The following is a 21,730-nucleotide window of genomic DNA, read 5'->3' as shown; positions in this document are numbered from 1 at the left end:
TTATGAACTATTCAAAAGCCCTATTAGAAACGATTGAAGCCGCTCAAATCTTGGCGGGTCATTTTGAGTCCCAAACGCTAGATACCTGGCATATCCTAGTAGCCTTAGCCAATAATCCTTATAGTGTAGCTGGTTCTGTCTTAAGTGACTATCCTATGCAGATTGATGATTTTCAAGATGCGGCGGAGCACATTACGGGTCAAGTCTACCAGAGGGATGGCCGCTATGAGGTGTTTCCTTTTTCTTTCCGTGTCGAAGAAATCATGAAACGTTCCCAAGAGATTGCCCAGGCAGTCCATGCCAAAAGTCTTGGAACAGAGCATGTCCTCTTGGCGCTTCTATTAGAGAGGGGGACCTTGGCTTCTCAAGTATTGGAGTATGTCGGCTTCCGCTATGATGATCAGGAAGAGGGCATTAAAATCGTCGAGCTTCGGAAGAGCTTGGAGCAACGAGCAGGTTGGGACAAGGAAGCTGTCAAGGCCATTCGTTCGCTCTATCGAGCCCAGCAACCCAATCGTCAAACCATGGGAAATATGATGGGCATGCCAGCCTCTACCAGCGGTGGTTTGGAAGACTACACCCGAGATTTGACAGAAATGGCTCGCAATGGCAGTTTGGAACCGGTGATTGGTCGGGGTCAAGAAATCTCGCGGATGATTCAGATTTTAAGCCGTAAAACAAAAAATAACCCAGTTCTGGTCGGGGATGCCGGTGTCGGAAAGACCGCTCTAGCCTTGGGCTTGGCTCAACGGATTGCCAGCGGAGATGTCCCGACGGAACTGGCTAAAATGCGGGTCCTAGAATTGGACTTGATGAATGTTGTCGCAGGGACGCGGTTCCGTGGAGATTTTGAAGAGCGGATGAACAACATCATCAATGATATCGAAGAAGACGGCCATGTCATCCTCTTCATTGATGAGCTCCATACCATTATGGGCTCTGGCTCTGGGATTGACTCCACCTTGGATGCGGCCAATATCTTGAAGCCAGCCTTGGCTCGCGGGACCCTACGGACCGTAGGAGCCACTACGCAAGAAGAATACCAAAAACACATTGAAAAAGATGCCGCTCTTTCACGCCGCTTTGCTAAGGTCTTGATTGAGCAACCCTCTGTTGCAGATAGCATCGCGATTTTGCAAGGGCTCAAGAAGACCTATGAACGTCACCACCGTGTCCATATTACGGATGAGGCCATCGAGACAGCTGTTGTCTATGCCAATCGTTATTTGACCAGTCGCCTCTTGCCTGACTCCGCCATTGACCTCTTAGATGAGGCGGCAGCGACCGTGCAAAACAAGGGGCCTCAAGCCGGTCTTCAGTCCGACTTGACAGCTGCTGATCAAGCCTTACTCAAGGGGCAGTGGAAAAAAGTTGCTCAGTTGCTAAAAGAAGATGCCAGTCCAAAAGGCTACCAGCTAGAAGTTAAGGAAGAGGATATCCTGAAGACGCTCAGTCAATTGTCAGGCATTCCTGTGGAGAAACTAACCCAAACAGCAGCTAAGAAATACCTTGAATTAGAAGCAGAACTTCATAAGCGCGTGATCGGTCAGGATCAGGCTGTCTCAAGTATCAGCCGAGCGATTCGTCGCAATCAGTCGGGAATTCGGTCTCACAAACGGCCAATTGGCTCCTTCCTCTTCCTCGGTCCGACTGGGGTCGGAAAAACCGAGCTCGCGAAGGCGCTGGCTGAAGTCCTCTTTGATGATGAGTCTGCTTTGATCCGCTTTGACATGAGTGAATATATGGAGAAATTTGCGGCCAGTCGTCTCAACGGTGCCCCTCCAGGCTATGTCGGTTATGAAGAAGGGGGCGAGTTGACGGAAAAAGTCCGCAACAAACCTTATTCAGTCCTCTTGTTTGATGAGGTGGAAAAAGCCCATCCAGATATCTTTAACGTTCTCTTGCAAGTCTTGGATGACGGTGTCTTGACCGACAGCAAGGGACGCAAGGTAGATTTCTCCAATACCATTATTATCATGACCTCAAACTTGGGAGCTACCGCTTTACGAGATGATAAGACGGTTGGCTTTGGAGCTAAGGATATTCGCTTTGACCAAGCCAATATGGAGAAACGTATCTTTGAAGAGTTGAAGAAGACTTATCGACCAGAGTTTATCAATCGGATCGATGAGAAGGTTGTCTTCCATAGCTTGACCAGTGACCAAATGCATGAGATTGTCAAGATTATGGTGAAACCGCTGGTTCAATCTCTAGCAGAGAAGGGCATTACTCTGAAATTCCAAGCGTCTGCTCTTAAATGGCTGGCGACTCACGGATATGATCCAGAGATGGGAGCACGTCCTTTGCGCCGGACCATCCAGACCCAGGTGGAAGACTACTTGGCAGAGATCCTCTTGAGAGGAGAAGTGGCTGAAGGGCAAACCCTCAAGGTAGGTGTTAAGTCTGGTCAGCTTAACTTCACGATTGACTAGGAGGATATGCAGTGCCTCTCAAACGCTTGACCCGAATCACCCTCTTAGCAGCCCTCTGTGTGGTACTGAGACAAGCCTTTGCCTTCTTGCCCAATGTCCAACCCATTAGTGCCATTTTCTTTTTACTGGTGCTATTTGAAGACTGGCAATTTGCCTGTTTGGTGATGGCGGTCACCATGTTTACCTCGGCTTTTCTCTTGGGGATGAGCCCAGTGGTGCTCGCTCAGATACTGGCCTTTGGCCTCCTCTTGACTCTTTGGCGGGGGCTTTACCGCCACTTGTCTTTGCAAGTTCAAACCCTGGTGGCCGGCATCTTTTCCTTTCTCTACGGGATAGTGATTGACAGTCTTTATGCGGTCCTCTACCACATGCCCTGGTGGACCTATGCTCTGGTGAATGGCTTTAGCTTTAACCTGGCCCACGCCCTTTCCACCGCCTGTTTTTACCCTCTACTTTATGTAGTATTTAGGAGATTGTATCATGAAAAAAACACTTTATAGTTTCTTTGCTGTCCTAGCAGCTCTTGTATTGGTCAGTTGCGGACAAAGCACACCATCGACTACGGAAAGCTCAGCTTCTAGCTCACAAGTAGCGAAAGAAAAACAAATTACCATTACGGTCAGTATCGCCCCTGAAGGGAAAGAAGCTCATAGCAAGACCTTGAAGGTTGCTGAAAAAGCCAACCTGATGGAAGTCCTGAAAGCTAACTACAAGATTGAGGAAAAGAGTGGCCTCATAACCTCGATCGATGGCGTAGCCCAGGACGAAAGTAAGGGACTTTATTGGATGTACAAGATCAATGGAGAGATGGCACCAAAAGGGGCAGCAGAAACGACTGTCCAAGATGGAGATACCATCGAATTTTATCAAGAAGTTTATCAATAAGAAAAAGAGTGAATGCTTGGAGTAGGGCTCCATTTGTTCACTCTTTTTTGAAACTAGTTTCTATTTTTTATAAGACTTGCAAATCCTCTTGACTTCCCTATAGATGAATGTTACAATTATATTACAAAATGTAACAAATGTTACAAAAGAGAGGTATTGCCATGAAAATGAAAGGAACCTTCTTTAGTCTATCTACCCTTGCTCTAACAGCTGCTCTTCTCTTAAGCGGATGTGGATCAGAAAAGAAAAAGGAAACCAGTCCATCTTCAACTAGTAAAATTGCGCAAGTGAAACAAAGCTCTACTAGTAAAAAAGAAGAGAAAAAGACCGCAAGCAAAACCACACAAAGCACAGAAGTTGCACAATCACCTGCCATCGCTTCGAGCGAAACACAAGCGAGCCAAGAAAATCCATCAACTCCAGTGACACCAAGAGTTCCAGAAGCCAGTCAAGGCCTGGTTCCAACTCCTTCCAAAGAAACAAAACCAGCAGTGAACTCAGCACCAGAAAAACAAAAACGTCCTAGCTTGGAAGAAGGTCGCACGACTGCCAAAGAACAAGCCTCTAAGACAGAGAACCCACGCTATAAAGGTGTCTTGAGCTATGCCTCAGGGGATTATTCAGGAGTAGCAGGTAGTTGGACCGACGGTCGCGATACAGGCGTAAGCATCGGACAAGGTGGACAAGTAACCATTCAAACTCCTGGTGGCGATGCAGTGGGCTATACAATTGGAAGCTATGAATACAACTTGGATCAAGGCCATTACCATGCTGGCTTGATTTCCACCCAAGATGGATCTGCAGCTAGCCTGGATATAGTTGTCGGTCAAGATGGTCAAGTGGCAAGTGTTCAAGTGACAGAAAATGGCCATGCGCATGCCTTGGTTAGGGAATAATGGCTCGCCACTGAGAAAATTAAAAAAATGATTGAAATCAGAGATTCAATTCTGTATAATAACATACAGAGTTGAATCTTTTTTAATTTTTGTTTTATAAAAATATATTTTTTTATAAAAAAGTATTGACAGATTGAAATTATAGTTTATAATAAAATCATAAGCAAAACATGTTTTGACATTATGATAAAGGAGCCAGTTAGATGAAAGAAAAAGTGGCAGTAGTATTTGGAACGTTTGCCCCCCTTCATCAAGGTCATATTGATTTAATTCAACGGGCAAAACGCCAATGCGACCGCGTTTGTGTGATTGTCTCTGGTTACAAAGGTGACCGAGGAGAAGAAGTTGGCCTTCCTTTGCAAAAACGTTTTCGCTATATTCGAGAAGGTTTTTCAAATGATGAACTCACTCAGATTTATAAACTCGATGAGACAGAACTTCCTCGCTATCCCTTGGGATGGGAACCTTGGTTGAAAACCGCCTTAGAAACGATTCAATATGATTCTAAGAGAGAAGATTTAGTCTTCTTTGTTGGAGAGAAGACTTACCAAGAAGAACTTGAAGCGCGAGGTTTTGAAGCTCGCCTGCAGGAACGTCAATTTGGCATTTCAGGGACCCTCATCAGAGAGAACCCGAGCAAGTATTGGAAATACATTGCCCAACCCTTCCGCCGTCAGTTCACCAAGAAAGTCCTCATTATGGGGAGTGCTAGCAACGGGAAGACGACCTTGGCAAAAGATTTGGCCCGCTTCTATGATGCACCAGTGAGCTTAGAATATGCTCGCGAGTACCAGATTAGAAACAATGTACGGGATGATGAGTTGACCCCCAAGGACTATTATTATCTCCTACTCGGACAATACGATCAAACCTCAAAATTAATCGATAGTAGTGCCAATCGAGGGCTAGTGATTGCGGATACGAATTCTCTGGTGACGAAGGGCTATTACGACTACTATATGGAAGTAGAAGGCCCAGAGACCAGTATGACGGATACTTTTGACAACCTCTTCGTCAGTATCCTAGCTAAGGAAAAATGGGATCTGATTTTATTTGTTCAACCCATTGGATCCTATGTCAATGATGGCTTCCGTGATATGACCATGGCAGATGATGAAATTCGCAACAGTTTTTCAAATCACCTGGATCACCTCCGCCACCAATACCTCTCGGATATCCCTACAGCTTATCTCGGGCAAGACTACTTGGGGAATTACGAAGAAGCGAAGCGTGTCATCGATACGATTTATCAAGCTGATTAAAGGAGAAGCAGCATGAAACGACTACAAGAAAAAATTCAAACATTTGGGGAGCATTTAAAAAATGTCCATCGAGAAGCTGGCAAACTTGGCTTCGTAGGGATTATGAAACTCCTTTGGAAAGACCTATTCGCTGGTCGCACTTTGACACAATGGCTCTATTTGCTTGCTTTATCTAGCGTGCCCTTTGTCCTAGAGTTTACCAATCAGGAAGCAAGTCACGATTGGTTAGGGCTCTTTGCCTCCTGGACAGGAATCGTTTGTGTGATACTAGTAGCAGAAGGTCGGGCTAGTAACTATCTCTTTGGAGCAGTAAACTCAGCAATTTACCTCATCCTAGCCTTGAACAAAAACTTTTATGGAGAAGTTTTGACGACCCTGTACTTCTTCGTGATGCAACCAATTGGTCTCTATGTCTGGTTGTCGAATCGGATCAATGATCAGGGGGATGCAGAAGAATCTCACTTTGAGGCCAAGAAATTAACGCTAATGGAATGGATCAAGTATTTGGTCCTAACAGCTCTGATTTGGATCGGGATGGGCTACGCCTATAAAAGCATCCACAGTGCTCGGCCTTTCCGTGATAGTGTGACAGATGCGACCAATGGAGTCGGTCAACTTCTCATGACTGGTCTTTATCGCGAACAGTGGATTTTCTGGATTGCGACCAACCTCTTCAGTATCTACCTCTGGTGGGGAGAAAGCATCCATATTCAGGGAATGTATTGGGTCTACACCCTCAATAGCTTGGTTGGTTGGTACCAATGGAGCAAAGCTGTGAAAAAGGAGGCTATTTAGATGGCAACAAGCAGCATTCCGGAAGGGATGAACGAAAAGGAATACTACGAGACGGTCGTCAGCGAGGAAGAATTCCTCCGTTGGTATAAGGAGCAAGATCATCCCACCTATGAAAATCCAAGTGTAACTACCGATATGGTGGCCTACTGCTTTGTGGAGGGGCGTTTGAAGCTCTTGGTGATTCGCCGAAAAACCCACCCTTGTCAGCATCGGGTTGCCTTGGTTGGAGGATTCTTGCAAAAGCACGAGGATGCTATCCAGGCTTGTATCCGCGAAGTTCAAGAAGAAGTTGGACTAGAGTTGACCCATCAAAAGGTCGAGCAGTTAATGACAGTTTCGACTCCTGGTCGGGACCCACGGGGCTGGGTCATCACCATCGCCCACCTGGTCTATTTGCCTGCGGAGGCCGTCAATCTGGTCCGAGCTGGAGATGATGCCAAAGAAGTTCTCTTCCTCGATGTGGACTTCAAACAAGGGGAATGTTCCCTAGATGGTCGTGTCTTGGCAGCTGAAGATTTTGCCTTTGACCACTATGAGATTGTGCAAGAATCCATCAAGCGGATCCAAGGGCGCTTAACTTGGAATCCGACTTTCCTCCATCTCTTAGAAGAGCCTTTTACTGTATACGAAGCAACCGAATTGGTGAACCTAATCCATCCAGATAAGGAAATTTTGACCAACAACTTCCTCGTGACCTATGGCTCTTACGTTGAAGAAGTAGGGGTTAAGCGGGTGCCTAAGAAAAAACCGCGCAAGACCTATCGCTGGAAAGAAAGTGAATCTCAAGCGGATCAATAAGATACAAAAGAGGCTGGGACAAAAGTCCTAGCCTCTCAATTGTTTTTGGATTGTCGAGCAAGACGCAGTGGTTGAGTGGGCTCTACTACGCTGATTTCATCAGCTTTTACAGCCCTACTCAACTGTGCGGAGGTGGGACGACGAAATCGAATTCTAACGAATGACCGATTTCTGTCCCACTCTCTTTTTGTCATTAAGCTTTTTCTAATTGTAAAAGTTCTTCAATCTCAGCTAGAGTGCTAGCTTGCGAGATGGCTCCGCGGAGTTTGGCTGCGCCAGATGTTCCACGAAGGTAGTGAGGGGCTAAGCCGCGGAATTCGCGAACGGCAATGTGCTCACCCTTGAGATTGATCAAGCGCTTCAAGTGCTCATAAGCAATCTTCATCTTGTCTTCGAAGGTCAAATCAGGCAGAATTTCTCCTGTTTCAAAGTAGTGATTGATTTGATTGAAGAGGTAAGGATTCCCCATAGCAGCACGGCCGATCATGACTGCATCTGCACCAACTTCTTCGATCCGTTGTTTGGCGTCTTGCACCGTCCGGATATCTCCGTTGGCGATGAATGGGATCTTGGTCAGAGCTTGTGCAACCTTATGAAGGGTCTCAAGGTCTGCATGACCAGTGTACATTTGCTCCCGGGTCCGTCCGTGCATAGCAAGGGCAGAAACACCTGCAGCTTCTGCAGCAAGGGCATTCTCAACTGCTAGAGAAGGGTCCGACCAACCTGTCCGCATTTTGACAGTGAGGGGGATATCAAGGACAGATTGGACCTTGTTGATAATAGAGTAGATCTTGTCTGGGTCCTTGAGCCACATCGCACCCGCTTCGTTTTTCACGATTTTATTGACGGGGCAGCCCATGTTGATATCCACGATATCAGTCTTGGTGTTTTCTTGGATGAATTCTGCCGCGCGTGCGAGGCTATCTTCGTCGCTCCCAAAGAGCTGGATTGATACTGGATTTTCTCCCTCATCGATATGGAGCATATGCAGGGTCTTTTCGTTGTTGTATTGGATCCCTTTATCAGAGACCATTTCCATGACCACAAGGCCAGCTCCGAGTTCTTTCGCAATGGTCCGGAAAGCTGAGTTGGTCACACCGGCCATGGGGGCTAGGACCGTCCGGTTTGGGATCTCGACGTTCCCAATCATAAAAGGTGTATTAAGATTTGTCACGAATGAGTTCCTCCAAGTCGTTTTCATCAAAGTGGTAAGTTGTCTGACAGAATTGGCAAGCGATTTCCGCGCCATGGTCTTCGTCCTTCATTTCTTGAAGGTCTTTGGCTGGTAAGCTTGCCAAGGCATTCATGAAGCGTTCCTTGCTACAGTCACACTGGAAGCGGATCTCTTCTTCTGAGAGACGCTTGTATGGTTCGTCACCATAGATGGCAGTAAGAAGGGCTTCAATATGGTCGTCAGAGGCTAAAAGGGTAGAAATGGCCGGCATTTCTTGGATCCGTTTTTCAAAGCTGGCAATTTCTTCTTCCTTGGCATTTGGCAAGACCTGCACCAAGAAACCACCGGCAATCTTGACCTTGTCTTCTTCATCAAGGAGGACATTGAGCCCAACCGCAGATGGCGTTTGTTGGCTTTCAGTCAAGTAATAAGCTAGGTCTTCACCGATTTCTCCAGTGACGAGAGGTGTCATGGAATGATAAGGATTGCCTGTGCCGTAGTCGGTAATCACTAGGAATTCCCCGTTTCCGACAAATGGTCCGACCACGACTTCACCGGTCGCTGTTTTCTTGATATCCACACCAGGATTTTGCACGTAGCCTTTGACGTTTCCTTGAGTATCTGCCACAGTGATGATAGCACCAAGTGAGCTAGTGCCCAGGATTTTCACTGTTATCTTGGTGTTTCCCTTTTCATTGGCTGCGAGAATTTGACTTGCGATCAGGGTCCGACCGAGGGCCACAGTTGAGCTTGCTTGTGTCTGATGGTATTCTTGGGCTGCTCGCACGGTCTCTGTACTGTCTAGTACAAAGGCACGGAAAGAGCCACTTTCTGAGATAGTTTTGATAATTTTGTCCATAGCTTCTATTTTAGCATAAAAAAAGAAAAGAGGTGAAGGGAGTAACTTGATTTATTTAGACGGTGAAGGAAGAAAATCTTTCTGAGGAGAGCTTCGCTTAGAAATTGAATAGAATGGGATCTGTTTCAGGGAGAAAAGAGGGTAAAAGCCGAACGATCATTTTTTAACGTTGGAAATGCAGGTCAAAAGATGGATGTTCGGAAAATGAGAAGCAGATTTTAAGGGCAAAAAACCATGTAAAGAAATAGCTGACCTTGAAAAAAATAAGGAAATTTCTTATAATAAGGTGTAAGACAAACTTGCAGGTGAGACTCCTGCCCCTAGTTTGAAGAAAGGCATAGATAGGGAACTATCTATGGTATATGAAAAAGAATTATGACATCAGTTGTTGTAGTAGGAACCCAATGGGGTGATGAAGGAAAAGGAAAGATTACAGACTTCCTATCAGCCAATGCAGAAGTCATTGCTCGCTACCAAGGTGGGGACAATGCTGGTCACACCATCGTGATCGACGGCAAAAAGTTCAAGTTGCACTTGATTCCTTCTGGTATCTTCTTCCCTGAAAAGATCTCTGTCATCGGAAACGGCGTGGTAGTCAATCCTAAGTCATTAGTCAAGGAGTTGGCTTATCTCCATGAAGAAGGGGTATCAACGGACAGCCTTCGCATCTCTGACCGTGCCCATGTCATCCTTCCTTACCACATCGAATTGGACCGTCTCCAAGAAGAGTCTAAAGGCGAAAACAAAATCGGAACGACCATCAAAGGGATTGGACCAGCCTACATGGACAAGGCTGCGCGTGTGGGAATCCGGATCGCGGATCTTTTGGACCGTGACGTCTTTGCGGAACGCCTTCGCATCAATTTGGAAGAAAAGAACCGTCAATTTACCAAACTCTATGATGCAGAGGCTCTTTCATTTGACGATATCTTCGAAGAATACTATGAATATGGTCAACAAATCAAGCAATATGTAACCGATACTTCTGTCATCTTGAACGATGCTTTGGACAATGGCAAGCGCGTGCTCTTTGAAGGAGCCCAAGGGGTTATGTTGGATATCGACCAAGGAACCTATCCATTTGTAACCTCTTCAAACCCAGTCGCAGGTGGGGTGACCATCGGATCAGGTGTTGGCCCAAGCAAGATTGATAAGGTTGTCGGTGTATGTAAAGCCTATACCAGCCGTGTTGGAGATGGCCCATTCCCTACAGAACTCTTTGATGAAGTGGGTGACCGGATCCGTGAAGTTGGCCATGAGTATGGGACAACAACCGGTCGTCCTCGTCGTGTCGGTTGGTTTGACTCAGTTGTTATGCGCCATAGCCGTCGCGTTTCAGGGATCACCAACCTTAGCTTGAACTCGATCGACGTTCTGTCAGGCTTGGATATAGTGAAAATCTGTGTGGCTTACGACTTGGATGGAGAACGCATTGATCACTATCCAGCAAGCTTGGAGCAACTCAAACGTTGCAAACCAATCTATGAAGAATTACCAGGTTGGTCAGAAGACATCACCGGTGTGCGTCACTTGGATGAGCTTCCAGAAAATGCCCGCAACTATGTCCGCCGGATCGGTGAGTTGGTTGGTGTGCGCATTTCAACCTTCTCAGTCGGACCAGATCGTGACCAAACCAATATCCTTGAAAGTGTCTGGTCAAGTAAATAATTCAATAAAAGTTGGGAGACTCTCTCAACTTTTTTGAGTCTTAAGCTTACTTTAAGACACGTGGTTTATACTAAGACCATAAACAAAGACCTCCCAACTTTGTTTAGAATCCAAACTTTTTTTCATAATATCTCCCTATAAGAAGTCACCCATTGGTGGCTTTTTTTGTAGCTTCATCATATAATAGAACAAGAACATAAAAAGTAAGAGAGTGTACAAGTGAGAGACTATACCCTAGAAGAGAAAGAAGCTTTTATGCGAGAGGCTTTAAAAGAGGCGGAGATTGCCTTGGCCCATGATGAAATACCGATTGGCTGTGTCTTGGTCAAGGATGGTCAGATTATCGGGCGTGGACATAATGCGCGTGAGGAGCTGCAGCGGGCGGTCATGCATGCGGAAATCATGGCGATCGAGGAAGCCAATCAGCATGAAGAGAGCTGGCGTTTGCTGGATACGACTCTGTTTGTGACCATTGAACCCTGTGTCATGTGTAGTGGTGCCATTGGTCTAGCTCGGATTCCCCAGGTGATTTACGGGGCGACCAATCAGAAGTTTGGCGGAGCAGGAAGTCTCTACGACATTTTGACAGATGAGCGCCTCAATCACCGGGTGGAAGTGGAAACAGGAATCTTGGAAGCAGAATGTGCAGCCATCATGCAGACCTTCTTCCGCCAAGGTCGAGAACGAAAAAAACAAGCCAAGCTCGCAGCTAAGGCCGAAACACAAGAATAAAAACCAGACCTTTGCAAAATCCACAATTTATGATATAATACCTATCGGAGCAACAGTTCTGCGTGAAGCGGGTCAGGGGAGGAATCCAGCAGCCCTAAGCGAAGTGAGCTGTGTGCTCTTTTTCTATTGCTCTTGATGAGTCAAGCCTAAAAGGTGCAGATGAATATTGGAGCAGCGAATCTAGTTTGAACGGACCTGAAATGAATTCAGCTGACATCCAATCTTAAGAAGCATATTTGTTTTCTTGTCAATCAAAATTGTTCTTCTCAATAGGCCTAAATAGGCCTAAAATTTGTTGACTTACGCAAACGATTGCTCTCGGTTATGTCCTAAGGTTAGCTTATTTAGAAAAATAGTATAGAATACAAATGTAAACGTTTTAAAATAGCGAAAGCACTTGCTTATTTTTTCTTAAAGCGTTATCATAAAAGAAAAGAACAATTGGAGGATAAACATGTCACATATTAAATTTGACTACTCAAAGGTGTTAGATAAATTTGTAGCACCACATGAACTAGATTATATGCAGCCTCAAGTGACTGCTGCAGATTCTGCTCTGCGAAATGGTACAGGTCCTGGGGCAGAAATGACTGGCTGGTTGAACTTGCCTGAAGAATATGACAAAGATGAATTTGCTCGTATTCAAAAGGCTGCTGCTAAAATCCAATCTGATAGTGAGGTATTGATCGTAATCGGTATTGGTGGTTCCTATTTAGGAGCTCGTGCAGCTATTGATTTCTTGAATAATTCTTTTGTAAATCTACAAAGCAAGGAAGAACGCAAGGCACCTCAAATCCTCTATGCTGGAAATTCTATTTCTTCAAGCTATTTGGCTGATTTGGTAGACTATGTATCAGACAAAGATTTCTCTGTCAACGTTATTTCTAAGTCAGGAACGACTACAGAGCCTGCTATTGCTTTCCGTGTCTTCAAAGAACTCTTGGTTAAGAAGTATGGTCAGGAAGAAGCAAATAAACGGATTTATGCAACTACAGACCGCGCTAAAGGTGCAGTTAAGGTTGAAGCAGATGCTAATGGCTGGGATACTTTTGTAGTGCCTGATAGTGTAGGTGGTCGTTTTACAGTATTGACAGCAGTGGGACTCTTGCCAATCGCAGCTGCAGGGACTGATATCAGCAAGTTAATGGAAGGAGCAAATGCTGCTCGCAAGGCTTATGCTTCTGATAAGTTGGCTGAAAATGAAGCATATCAATATGCAGTTGTACGCAATATCTTGTACCGTAAAGGTTATCTGACAGAAGTTTTAGCTAACTATGAACCATCTCTACAATACTTCTCTGAGTGGTGGAAGCAACTGGCTGGTGAGTCAGAAGGGAAAGACCAAAAAGGGATTTACCCAACTTCAGCCAACTTCTCAACAGACTTGCACTCTCTGGGACAATTTATCCAGGAAGGTACCCGTATCCTCTTTGAAACAGTTGTACGTGTAGATAAACCTCGCAAAAATGTGCTGATTCCTGAATTGGCAGAAGACTTGGACGGTCTTGGCTACTTGCAAGGAAAAGATGTTGACTTTGTCAATAAAAAAGCTACAGATGGAGTGCTGTTAGCACACACTGATGGTGGAGTTCCAAATATGTTTGTGACACTGCCTGAGCAAGATGAGTTCACTTTGGGCTACACTATTTACTTCTTTGAGTTGGCTATTGCTCTTTCTGGCTACCTGAATGGTATCAATCCATTTGACCAGCCTGGAGTTGAGGCTTATAAGAAAAACATGTTTGCCCTTCTTGGAAAACCAGGCTTTGAAGAGCTGGGTGCTGAGTTGAATGCACGCCTTTGATTCTTATATGCCTTGAGTTCATTTAGAGTATAAAAAGAGATCCACAAGTTCATTTCTTGTGGATTTTTTAGTACAAGCCTCTTAATTAGTTTATTATTTTTTTGAACTGTGTAAAAAAGAGTGTCTTAATTCATTTATGAAAGCGCTGTATAATTACCTTGTAAATAAAATTTGAGAGGTATCAAAATGAATGATTGGTTAAACATAAAAGGCAAAACAGTTCTTGTGACTGGCGCGTCATCTGGGATCGGTAAGGCAATCGTTGAAGAATTGCTGGAATTAGGTGTCAACGTAGCGAATTTCGATCTTAGCGACAACGATTTGCGTCATCCAAATCTATTATTTGTAAAAGTTGATGTAACTTCTCGCTCTGAAGTAGAAGAGGGTGTTGCCAAAATAGTTGAAAGATTTGGCAATATTGATGCAGTGGTCAATAATGCAGGGATTAATATCCCTAGATTATTAATCGATGCAGAAAATCCTAAAGGTCCTTACGAATTGGACGATGAGACGTTCGAAAAAGTAACGATGATTAATCAAAAAGGTTTGTATCTGGTTAGTCAGGCAGTGGGACGTATTTTAGTGAAAAATGGAAAAGGTGTAATTGTGAACATGGCTTCAGAAGCAGGCTTGGAAGGTTCTGAAGGACAAAGTGCCTATGCTGCCACAAAAGCAGCAGTCTATAGTTACACTCGTTCATGGGCAAAAGAGCTGGGTAAGCATGGTGTACGTGTGGTTGGAATTGCTCCAGGAATTATGGAAGCTACGGGACTTCGAACTCTTTCTTATGAGGAAGCTCTTGCTTATACCCGTGGAAAGACGGTAGAAGATATTCGAGCTGGTTATGCTTCAACTTCAACAACTCCTTTGGGACGAAGTGGTAAACTACGGGAAGTAGCTGACCTTGTAGCATTCTATATTTCAGACCGTTCTAGCTATATAACTGGAGTCACTACAAATATTGCCGGAGGGAAAACTCGCGGTTAAAAAAATGAAGGTGAGGAAGAGAGTTGACCATAGTAAATCGATGGTATAATATTTTAGAAAAAATGGTCTCACAGCCAACTTATTCCTTGGTAGATATGCGCTCAGAGCTGGATATTAGTATGCAAACCTTGCAAAAGAGTATCCAACAATTAAATGATGTTTTGGCTCCGAGTATCCAGATTATCTCACAAGATGATCAGTTAATGTTAGAGGTGTATGACTATACTGAGTTGGAAAGGATTTTATCTGGTAGTTTAAAACGGGAGAGTGACTTCAATTCTTCCAGTAAAAGAATTGCCTATTTACTAAAACGTTTAATTGAGTCAACCTCCCCTCTTCTTATTGACGACTTGGCTGAGGAAGCAGGTGTTAGTAGAAGTACCCTTAATAAGGATTTAAAACAAGTAAAATCTTTGGCAGAGAGTTACTCTATCACTATTTCAGGAAAGCCCAACCGTGGGCTGGAGGTCTTGGGGTCCGAGCTGAATTTGCGCTTGCTCTATATTCACCAAGTGGCCCCTTACTTTGAAGGAAAGACACTCACCGAGGCAACATCTTCTTTTCTGGAGACGCTACTCCAGGAGTATAAAATCCCGAAAGAAACAAAGGAACTCCTTCGAAAGACAATTTCAATTATGGTGGAGCGTATTCATGCATCTAGGGTGTTGAGTTGCCCTATTCCTTACTATAGGAATGATTTAACAGAGACACCTTTGGTTGAAAAATTAATCTATCATATTGAGATGACTTATAAGATTTCCCTCAGTCAGTTTGAGATAGACTTTTTGTGTTTTCCGTTTAATATCCGTTTTATTGACACTTTAAGCAAGCCGTCTTATCAATCTGAACAGCTTGCAAACATTTTTCAAGGGATTGTCAAGAAAGTCAAAGAAACAATGTTGGTTAACTTTGATGATGAAGAATTATTTGAAGAAATCAAGTCTCATCTAGGCTCCTTAATCAATCGACTGATTTTCCATGTGCAAGCTAATGATATATTCCATGGCGAGGTTCAAACTCAATATCCTTTTGCTTTTGAAATGGCGAAAATTGCTGGAGAAGAACTATCTGCAATTTTTGGTTCTGAATTGGAATTATCTGAAATCGGATATCTGGCTTTGTATTTTGAAATGATTTTAAGAAAGCAAAACTCTGTTGTAAATGGTTCTCGCAAGCAGATAGCTGTAGTTTGCACAACAGGAAGAGGAACTGCTGCGATGATTATTCAGCAACTCAGACGAATTCTTGGAAATGATGTAGACATTACTCAGTATTCTGAAGAGGATTTTAATCTGGATTTGAATCAGGACTATTTCGCGATTTTTACGACAGTTCCTCTAAAATATAAAGATTCTAAATCTCCAGTCATTCAAGTTAATCATCTTTTTGATGATCAATGGCTGCAGGAAGAATGGCAGAGGGCCAATGCTTTTCATCAAAAAAATCTAGAAACAGTCAGCTTACGTTTTCTTCGTTTGACTCCCCAAAAAACCTATCAGCAATACTTGCTAAATATGGTTGCAGAGTTAGAGAAACTTCAGATGATTGATGAAGGTTTTAGAAATCGGATAATTGATAGGGATAAAAAACAATCAACCATTTTTGGTGGAGGAATTGCCTTCCCCCATACAATTAACCAGGGTTATGCAAAGACTATTTTAATGTTTGGAAAGCTAGAAGAGCCCTATCAAAAAGGAGATGATTGGATTGAATTTATCTTTCTAGTCGCCATTCCCTCAGAAATTGAAAGCAAAATGGAGAGTGAATTGCTGGAATTGTATGACGACATTTTTCGAATTGCAGGAGAGCCTTCTCTAAAAGAAGCATTGAGGGCTGTAGAAACAGAGACAGAGTTTCTATCATTTTCTAAGAGCAAAGGAGTATTTTAATGAATTCGCTAATAATTTTCGCTGTATTTATCATGGCAGCTTATATATTTCAAATGTTCCTCGGCTGGCAGCAACTCAAAGACTTCAATAAGACCTATACGATGCTCCGAAGACTGGGGCGCGTAGCGATTGGCAGGAAGTCCGGAAGAATCAAATCCGGTACGATTGTCATGTTCGCGGTTGATGAAAACGGTCGGGTTCTTAAAGCTAGCAAAATGCAAGGAGTCACAATCTTAGCACGTTTTCAAAATATGGACGATTATGTTGGAGAAGACATCCATTATTTTGACAAGTATAATCCTCTTGTGAGAAAAGAAAATAAGTTGATGCAATCAGCCATAGAAGATGCTAGAAAAGTCTATCTTTGGCATGAGGCAGGTATTGAGAAAGAGACAAGTTCATCTGATTCTTTTCTGGGATTCGGCTTTTATGCGAATTACTTACAATTATCTATTAAACAGTTATTTAAAAAAAATAAGAAAGGGAGTTCCTTATGAATCACATTACAAATTTTGCAGAGAGTTTTATGAAACTCTTCCAATTAGGTGGAGAAACCTTTATTAGCTGGATGACAAATATTGTACCGCTTGTCTTAATGCTATTGATTGCAATGAATACCCTTATCGCTTTCTTGGGAGAAGAGAAGGTCAATTCCCTGGCTAAGATTTCTGCCAAAAATCCTGTTAGCCGGTATATGATTTTACCTTTCATTTCAGCCTTTATGCTGGGGAATCCGATGGCAATCAGTATGGGACGTTTCTTACCAGAATATTATAAACCTAGTTTTGTAGCAGCTCAGATGCAGTTCTGCCACACTTCAAATGGTGTATTTCCGCATATCAATCCTGGGGAATTGTTTGTATGGATGGGAATTGCAACAGGAATTCAAACTTTAGGTTTAAGTCAAATGGACTTAGCCATTCGTTACATGCTTGTTGGGCTTGTCATGAACTTTGTAGGCGGTTGGGTGACCGATTTTACAACTGCTTATGTAGCAAAACAGCAAGGTGTTACCTTGAGTAAAACATTTGATTTATAGAAAGAGTGAAATTATGTCATATAAGAGTATAAAAGTTGTTAAAGGAAATGGCGGTTTCGGAGGACCTTTGGTCATTACACCTAGTGAAGCTAAGCATAAATTCATCTATATCACTGGCGGAGGAGAAAAGCCAGATATTGTAGATAAAATTGCTGATTTGACCGGTATGGAAGCTGTTAATGGGTTTAAAACTTCTATCCCAGATGAGGAAATTGCTTTAGCAATCGTGGATTGTGGCGGTACTCTTCGCTGTGGTATTTATCCTAAAAAGGGGATCCCTACAATAAATATTGTCGCTACAGGGAAAAGTGGGCCTCTAGCTCAATATATAACCGAGGAAATCTATGTGTCAGCAGTTGGCCTTAATCAAATTTCTGCTGCTAATGAAGACGAAAAAGCGACAACTGTGGTAACAGAAAAGCCAACTTACGATACTAGTAAAAAAATTACAGAGCAAAAAGCTGAAACAAGTATTGTAGCAAGAATTGGGATGGGCGCTGGGAAGGTCGTTGCGACTTTCAACCAGGCTGCTCGTGAAGCCATCCAAACAATGCTCAACACGATCATTCCTTTCATGGCCTTTGTTTCCTTGCTGATTGGGGTTATTCAAGGTTCAGGTGTTGGAAATTGGCTGGCAAAATTAATGGTTCCCCTAGCTGGGAACATCTGGGGACTCATTTTGATTGGCTTTATCTGTTCCTTGCCATTCCTATCTCCTTTGTTAGGCCCCGGAGCTGTTATCAGTCAGATTATTGGAACCTTAATTGGAGTTGAAATCGGCAAAGGGACTATTCCGCCCCAAATGGCTCTGCCAGCTATATTTGCTATCAACACTCAAAACGGTTGTGATTTCATTCCTGTAGCACTCGGTCTATCTGAAGCCAAGGCTGAAACAGTTGAGGTTGGTGTCCCTTCTGTGCTTTATTCACGCTTTCTCAATGGTGTTCCGCGGGTGCTAGTAGCTTGGATAGCTAGTATTGGCCTTTATCAGTAAACTTTTGATAGATGCACGTAAACATAGCAACTATTATGTTAAACTTATCTATAAGCATAAGTTTATGACAGATTTGAGAAAGGATGAATAGGAATTAGATGAAGAAAATTTTTGAAGCTAAAGTAATTCAAGTGGGGCCTGAAGCTCAGAATATGATTCAAGATGCCAATATGCTCATTTTGTTTGGAGAAGAAGCTCCGGAAGACTTAGCAGAGTATTGTTTTAAAATCGATAACAAAAATCTTCTAGGTGCAATACTAGAAGGTGGAAAGCTGGTGGTAGATAGTCAGGAATATTCGATTACTGCCGTAGGAAATGTAGTAGAAAAAAATTTAACTGGACTGGGCCATATCACGATTTCTTTTGATGGTTCAAAAGAGGGCAGCCTGCCGGGGACTCTCCATGTTGCAGCAGACCAAGCAGTAGTAATTGAAAAGGACTCTACCATTCAGATTTTCGAAACTGCTTGACCATAACAAAATTTAAAATCAAGCAATTTAGAAAAATAAAAGTCTAAAAAATTGATTCAGAGCTTGGACAAAAAGTCCAGGCTTCTGGGTCTAAATTAGAAAAAATAGATGACGCAGTGGTTGATTGGCAAGTCAATCAAACTAGCCAGTCAGTGCAAGGGAATTCCCAGCAGATGGATCCACAAGGGGTGCCTGAACAGAAGGAAAAGACCAAAAAGGGATCTACCCAACTTCAGCTAACTTCTCAACAGACTTGCACTCATTGGGTCAGTTTATCCAAGAAGGAACTCGTATCATGTTTGAAACAGTTGTCCGTGTGGACAAACCACGTAAGAACGTGATCATCCCTACATTGGAAGAAGACCTTGATGGACTTGGTTACCTCCAAGGAAAAGACGTTGACTTCGTAAACAAAAAAGCAACTGACGGTGTTCTTCTTGCCCACACTGACGGTGACGTGCCAAACATGTACGTAACTCTTCCTGAGCAAGATGCCTTCACTCTTGGTTATGCCATCTACTTCTTCGAATTGGCCATCGCCCTTTCAGGTTACTTGAACGCGATCAACCCATTTGACCAACCAGGTGTTGAAGCTTACAAACGTAACATGTTTGCCCTTCTTGGTAAACCAGGATTTGAAGAATTGAGCAAAGAACTCAACGCTCGTCTATAATAGACAACAAAACGATCTCGCAAGAGGTCGTTTTTTAATCGCTTTCAATATCTCAGAATGAGGTGGAAAAATAGACTGTTTTATGATATAGTAGAACTACTATATTTATACTTTGCACGTCAAACTATGATCACAAAAAAGTAGAAAGAACGATGAGCGAAGGTTGTTAGTAAAGGAGAGATTATGACAACAGAAGACAAGACACCTTTTGGAACACAAGAGGGACAAACTGTTCAAGAACCTTTTGGAGCACAAAACGAACAAACTGTTCAACCACCTCTTGAAGCCCAAACGGGTCAAACCGTCCAAGAGCCTTTTGGAGCACAAGGGGGGCAGGCTGCTCAAGAACCTCTTGAAGATTCAATGGGCCAAAACTTCCAAGACACTTTTGGAGTACAAAATGGCCAAACAGCTTATGAGCCATTTGGTGCACCAGGAGCGCAAGGCTTCCAACAGTCTTCTCCAGTAGAAGGACCACAAACTGGAGGACAGGAACAATTTTTCCAAAATCAAGCGCCACAGGTAGAAAATAATCCTTTCTACCAACAAGGGAACCCTCAAGCCTTTCAATCACAATGGAATGTTCAACCAAAACCGAAGAGTGGATGGACTAACTTTATCGTCTTTTCTATTCTTGCCCTCTTTCTTGGTGGCTTGATCGGTGGCGGAGCTGGCTATTTCTGGGGGCATTCATCTAAGCCTCAAGCAGATGCCAAACGTACCAAACGATTAGACCGTGCTAGTGAAGAAGCTAAGAAAACAAAGACAGGCTTTATTACAGAAAAGGATGAGGTAATCTATACTTGGACCCTAAAAGACCTTGCTGCATTAAGTTATAGCAACAAGGACGGTTATGGCTTGACTGCTGATCAGATTGTTGAAACTTATGGCTTGGCTACCAGTGTCGAATATGAAAAGAAAGGCATGATTCTTACTTGGGATCGTGCAAAGAACGCCTCTCACCAAAATATTTATTTCAAATTTGAAAAAGTGGATGGCAACTATTATTTGAAATCTGTAGAAGCCTTTAACTTGGAAGAAGTCTATGCGAGTGAAGACGATGAAGATGAAGATACTTCTACAGATCGTGAGATGAGCACGAAAGAATTCAAAGATCTGAAAAAAGGAGATAAGAAAACTGGTAAAGGTGGAACCTCCTTATTGGAAGTTTTGAAGAAACATAAACAAAATGTTCAAATAGGTACAGAGACAAAAATCACTGCTGATGGAGAAGAGTATGACTCTACTCGAGTGGTTGCAAAGATCAACCTTAAAGTGGGAGACGATTATAAGACATTACGCTTCTTAGCACAACCAGATGGGGACTTCTTATACATTGGTCCAGAACGTTTTTAATATAGAGGAGATATATGAAAGATGAATACGAATCAATCACAGGCACCATTTGGTGTGCCAGAAACTGGTGATCAAAAGAAGCCAGGGAAAGGTCTGTTAATTGCTTGTATTAGTGGCTTTGCGGTCTTAGGAGTCATTATCGGTCTATTCTTTGGCCATTCTATGGGTGCGGCAAATAGTGCTAAAAGTTCCTCGCCTGTCCTTCATCCGAAAGCTGATGCAGGGGAATCAAAACGTGATCAGGCTGGAAAATATATTGATCCAGACGATACTGATTTTTCTTGGAACATTACAGATTTGGCTAACCTCGAGCTTGGCACATACTCAACTTCAAATTTGGGAACATCCATTGAAGATGTTGTGGATGAGCACGGAAAAGCTTTGCAAGGTTCGTTTAGAAGAGATCTCATTGATTTAGAGTGGGGCGAGTTAAAAGAAGATCAGGATGATACCTATAGTCAATTCCATACCGTTCGTGATATGAGACTGACCTTTAAGAAAGAGGGAGATACCTATTATTTACAGGATCTCTATTATTCAGGAAATTATAACGAAGCTGAGGACGATTTTATGACCTCATCTTACTATGACAACCTCAAAGTCGGAGATTCCAAAACTGGTAAGGATGGCGTTTCTTACAAGGAAGTTTTGAAAGATAATACCATTTATTCTCTCTCTTTGTCTGCAGATGAAGACTACAAAACTCATGATATTGTCACTACTATGACGATCCGTTTTAAATCCTCAACGACAGATCAATATAAGTTGACGTTTGTGAAACAATCAGATGGAGATTTCCTTCTTGCTAAAAAAGGTGACGACTAAGGTTAGGTCACTTTCCCACTTCACAATGGTAGGGAAAAGAAAGGAAGAAACTCAACTTTCCTAAAGCTAGAAAAAAGAGGCTGGGACAAAAGTCCTAGCCTCTCAATTTTTTTTGGATTGTCGAGCAAGACGCAGTAGTTGAATGGGCTCTACTACGCTGATTTCATCAGCTTTTACAGCCCTACTCAACTG

Annotated in this window: 20 protein-coding genes, 1 other RNA gene and 1 pseudogene; 20 read left to right on the top strand and 2 right to left on the bottom strand. The window is 43.1% G+C overall.

Annotation, left to right across the window (positions count from 1 at the left end; genetic code table 11):
- Window positions 1-2 precede the first annotated feature (2 nt).
- The 7 genes from L0M85_RS08210 (at window position 3) to L0M85_RS08180 (ending at window position 7,068) form a co-directional block, all read left to right on the top strand.
- Window positions 3-2,432, top strand: a complete 2,430-nt coding sequence (locus L0M85_RS08210; protein WP_195347801.1) for an ATP-dependent Clp protease ATP-binding subunit — start codon at window positions 3-5, stop codon at window positions 2,430-2,432.
- 11 nt (window positions 2,433-2,443) lie between these two features.
- Window positions 2,444-2,932: an ECF transporter S component gene (locus tag L0M85_RS08205; RefSeq protein WP_238656825.1), complete on the top strand. Its 489-nt coding sequence runs from the start codon at window positions 2,444-2,446 to the stop codon at window positions 2,930-2,932.
- On the top strand, window positions 2,913-3,317 hold the full coding sequence (locus tag L0M85_RS08200) for a DUF4430 domain-containing protein (protein ID WP_048716674.1): 405 nt from the start codon (window positions 2,913-2,915) through the stop codon (window positions 3,315-3,317). Before L0M85_RS08205 ends, L0M85_RS08200 begins: the two co-directional genes overlap by 20 nt.
- Before the next feature lie 161 nt (window positions 3,318-3,478).
- Window positions 3,479-4,213 carry a hypothetical protein gene (locus L0M85_RS08195; RefSeq protein WP_238656824.1) on the top strand — a complete coding sequence of 245 codons (735 nt, stop codon included), beginning with the start codon at window positions 3,479-3,481 and terminating at the stop codon, window positions 4,211-4,213.
- Window positions 4,214-4,416: 203 nt separating this feature from the next.
- The gene (locus L0M85_RS08190; RefSeq protein ID WP_238656823.1) at window positions 4,417-5,475 is read left to right on the top strand and encodes an AAA family ATPase; all 1,059 of its coding nucleotides are present in this window, start codon (window positions 4,417-4,419) and stop codon (window positions 5,473-5,475) included.
- A 12-nt stretch (window positions 5,476-5,487) separates the two neighbouring features.
- Window positions 5,488-6,270, top strand: a complete 783-nt coding sequence (pnuC, locus tag L0M85_RS08185) for a nicotinamide riboside transporter PnuC (RefSeq protein WP_125335055.1) — start codon at window positions 5,488-5,490, stop codon at window positions 6,268-6,270.
- Window positions 6,271-7,068 (top strand): NUDIX domain-containing protein, encoded by a 798-nt coding sequence (locus tag L0M85_RS08180; RefSeq protein ID WP_125335053.1) that lies wholly within the window; start codon window positions 6,271-6,273, stop codon window positions 7,066-7,068.
- 193 nt (window positions 7,069-7,261) lie between these two features.
- Here the strand turns inward: L0M85_RS08180 and dusB are convergent, their stop codons facing one another.
- Complete coding sequence (gene dusB, locus L0M85_RS08175; protein ID WP_006595451.1) at window positions 7,262-8,242, bottom strand: tRNA dihydrouridine synthase DusB; 981 nt, start codon at window positions 8,240-8,242, stop codon at window positions 7,262-7,264.
- Window positions 8,229-9,101: an Hsp33 family molecular chaperone HslO gene (gene hslO, locus L0M85_RS08170; protein WP_238656822.1), complete on the bottom strand. Its 873-nt coding sequence runs from the start codon at window positions 9,099-9,101 to the stop codon at window positions 8,229-8,231. Before hslO ends, dusB begins: the two co-directional genes overlap by 14 nt.
- Window positions 9,102-9,476: 375 nt before the next feature.
- Here hslO and L0M85_RS08165 point away from each other — a divergent pair, with 375 nt between their 5' ends.
- From L0M85_RS08165 to L0M85_RS08105, 13 genes and pseudogenes are all read left to right on the top strand, one after another.
- Window positions 9,477-10,769 carry an adenylosuccinate synthase gene (locus L0M85_RS08165; protein ID WP_061564460.1) on the top strand — a complete coding sequence of 431 codons (1,293 nt, stop codon included), beginning with the start codon at window positions 9,477-9,479 and terminating at the stop codon, window positions 10,767-10,769.
- A gap of 219 nt (window positions 10,770-10,988) precedes the next feature.
- Window positions 10,989-11,501: a tRNA adenosine(34) deaminase TadA gene (gene tadA, locus L0M85_RS08160; RefSeq protein WP_238656821.1), complete on the top strand. Its 513-nt coding sequence runs from the start codon at window positions 10,989-10,991 to the stop codon at window positions 11,499-11,501.
- Window positions 11,502-11,542: 41 nt separating this feature from the next.
- Window positions 11,543-11,628: signal recognition particle sRNA small type (gene ffs / locus L0M85_RS08155), an RNA gene on the top strand.
- Between the two features lie 327 nt (window positions 11,629-11,955).
- Window positions 11,956-13,305 carry a glucose-6-phosphate isomerase gene (locus L0M85_RS08150; protein ID WP_195423765.1) on the top strand — a complete coding sequence of 450 codons (1,350 nt, stop codon included), beginning with the start codon at window positions 11,956-11,958 and terminating at the stop codon, window positions 13,303-13,305.
- Between the two features lie 186 nt (window positions 13,306-13,491).
- A complete protein-coding gene (locus tag L0M85_RS08145; RefSeq protein WP_001000837.1) occupies window positions 13,492-14,292 on the top strand; it encodes an SDR family oxidoreductase in 801 nt (266 codons plus the stop codon).
- A gap of 62 nt (window positions 14,293-14,354) precedes the next feature.
- Window positions 14,355-16,181, top strand: coding sequence for a PRD domain-containing protein (locus L0M85_RS08140; protein ID WP_080639548.1), 1,827 nt, complete (start codon window positions 14,355-14,357; stop codon window positions 16,179-16,181).
- The gene (locus tag L0M85_RS08135) at window positions 16,181-16,678 is read left to right on the top strand and encodes a transcriptional regulator GutM (RefSeq protein WP_153225703.1); all 498 of its coding nucleotides are present in this window, start codon (window positions 16,181-16,183) and stop codon (window positions 16,676-16,678) included. Before L0M85_RS08140 ends, L0M85_RS08135 begins: the two co-directional genes overlap by 1 nt.
- Window positions 16,675-17,220 carry a PTS glucitol/sorbitol transporter subunit IIC gene (locus tag L0M85_RS08130; protein ID WP_001015684.1) on the top strand — a complete coding sequence of 182 codons (546 nt, stop codon included), beginning with the start codon at window positions 16,675-16,677 and terminating at the stop codon, window positions 17,218-17,220. Before L0M85_RS08135 ends, L0M85_RS08130 begins: the two co-directional genes overlap by 4 nt.
- A 13-nt stretch (window positions 17,221-17,233) precedes the next feature.
- Entirely contained in the window at window positions 17,234-18,214 is a 981-nt protein-coding gene (locus L0M85_RS08125) for a PTS glucitol/sorbitol transporter subunit IIB (RefSeq protein ID WP_038804194.1), read from the top strand.
- A 98-nt stretch (window positions 18,215-18,312) separates the two neighbouring features.
- On the top strand, window positions 18,313-18,684 hold the full coding sequence (locus tag L0M85_RS08120) for a PTS glucitol/sorbitol transporter subunit IIA (RefSeq protein WP_008808177.1): 372 nt from the start codon (window positions 18,313-18,315) through the stop codon (window positions 18,682-18,684).
- 196 nt (window positions 18,685-18,880) lie between these two features.
- Window positions 18,881-19,357 (top strand): annotated as a pseudogene (pgi, locus tag L0M85_RS08115) (glucose-6-phosphate isomerase); the annotation flags it as partial.
- A 183-nt stretch (window positions 19,358-19,540) separates the two neighbouring features.
- Window positions 19,541-20,713 (top strand): hypothetical protein, encoded by a 1,173-nt coding sequence (locus L0M85_RS08110; RefSeq protein WP_061564457.1) that lies wholly within the window; start codon window positions 19,541-19,543, stop codon window positions 20,711-20,713.
- Window positions 20,714-20,734: 21 nt separating this feature from the next.
- The gene (locus L0M85_RS08105) at window positions 20,735-21,538 is read left to right on the top strand and encodes a hypothetical protein (RefSeq protein WP_061564456.1); all 804 of its coding nucleotides are present in this window, start codon (window positions 20,735-20,737) and stop codon (window positions 21,536-21,538) included.
- The last annotated feature ends 192 nt before the right edge of the window (window positions 21,539-21,730 follow it).

The sequence above is a fragment of the Streptococcus sp. DFI.7.26 genome (assembly GCF_022240605.1).
GTDB lineage: Bacteria > Bacillota > Bacilli > Lactobacillales > Streptococcaceae > Streptococcus > Streptococcus xiaochunlingii.
Note: the sequence above shows the minus strand (reverse complement) of the source record. Positions and strands in the feature narration are given on the sequence as shown.

What these genes read in the sequence shown, in the direction of transcription:
- L0M85_RS08150 (WP_195423765.1), top strand. Translation starts at nt 11,956, where the DNA reads ATGTCACATATTAAATTTGACTACTCAAAGGTGTTAGATAAATTTGTA.
- L0M85_RS08140 (WP_080639548.1), top strand. Translation starts at nt 14,355, where the DNA reads ATGGTCTCACAGCCAACTTATTCCTTGGTAGATATGCGCTCAGAGCTG.
- L0M85_RS08190 (WP_238656823.1), top strand. Translation starts at nt 4,417, where the DNA reads ATGAAAGAAAAAGTGGCAGTAGTATTTGGAACGTTTGCCCCCCTTCAT.
- L0M85_RS08210 (WP_195347801.1), top strand. Translation starts at nt 3, where the DNA reads ATGAACTATTCAAAAGCCCTATTAGAAACGATTGAAGCCGCTCAAATC.
- pnuC (WP_125335055.1), top strand. Translation starts at nt 5,488, where the DNA reads ATGAAACGACTACAAGAAAAAATTCAAACATTTGGGGAGCATTTAAAA.
- L0M85_RS08135 (WP_153225703.1), top strand. Translation starts at nt 16,181, where the DNA reads ATGAATTCGCTAATAATTTTCGCTGTATTTATCATGGCAGCTTATATA.
- L0M85_RS08110 (WP_061564457.1), top strand. Translation starts at nt 19,541, where the DNA reads ATGACAACAGAAGACAAGACACCTTTTGGAACACAAGAGGGACAAACT.
- L0M85_RS08120 (WP_008808177.1), top strand. Translation starts at nt 18,313, where the DNA reads ATGAAGAAAATTTTTGAAGCTAAAGTAATTCAAGTGGGGCCTGAAGCT.
- L0M85_RS08200 (WP_048716674.1), top strand. Translation starts at nt 2,913, where the DNA reads ATGAAAAAAACACTTTATAGTTTCTTTGCTGTCCTAGCAGCTCTTGTA.
- hslO (WP_238656822.1), bottom strand. Translation starts at nt 9,101, where the DNA reads ATGGACAAAATTATCAAAACTATCTCAGAAAGTGGCTCTTTCCGTGCC.
- L0M85_RS08165 (WP_061564460.1), top strand. Translation starts at nt 9,477, where the DNA reads ATGACATCAGTTGTTGTAGTAGGAACCCAATGGGGTGATGAAGGAAAA.
- L0M85_RS08125 (WP_038804194.1), top strand. Translation starts at nt 17,234, where the DNA reads ATGTCATATAAGAGTATAAAAGTTGTTAAAGGAAATGGCGGTTTCGGA.
- L0M85_RS08145 (WP_001000837.1), top strand. Translation starts at nt 13,492, where the DNA reads ATGAATGATTGGTTAAACATAAAAGGCAAAACAGTTCTTGTGACTGGC.
- L0M85_RS08130 (WP_001015684.1), top strand. Translation starts at nt 16,675, where the DNA reads ATGAATCACATTACAAATTTTGCAGAGAGTTTTATGAAACTCTTCCAA.
- L0M85_RS08195 (WP_238656824.1), top strand. Translation starts at nt 3,479, where the DNA reads ATGAAAATGAAAGGAACCTTCTTTAGTCTATCTACCCTTGCTCTAACA.
- L0M85_RS08105 (WP_061564456.1), top strand. Translation starts at nt 20,735, where the DNA reads ATGAATACGAATCAATCACAGGCACCATTTGGTGTGCCAGAAACTGGT.
- L0M85_RS08180 (WP_125335053.1), top strand. Translation starts at nt 6,271, where the DNA reads ATGGCAACAAGCAGCATTCCGGAAGGGATGAACGAAAAGGAATACTAC.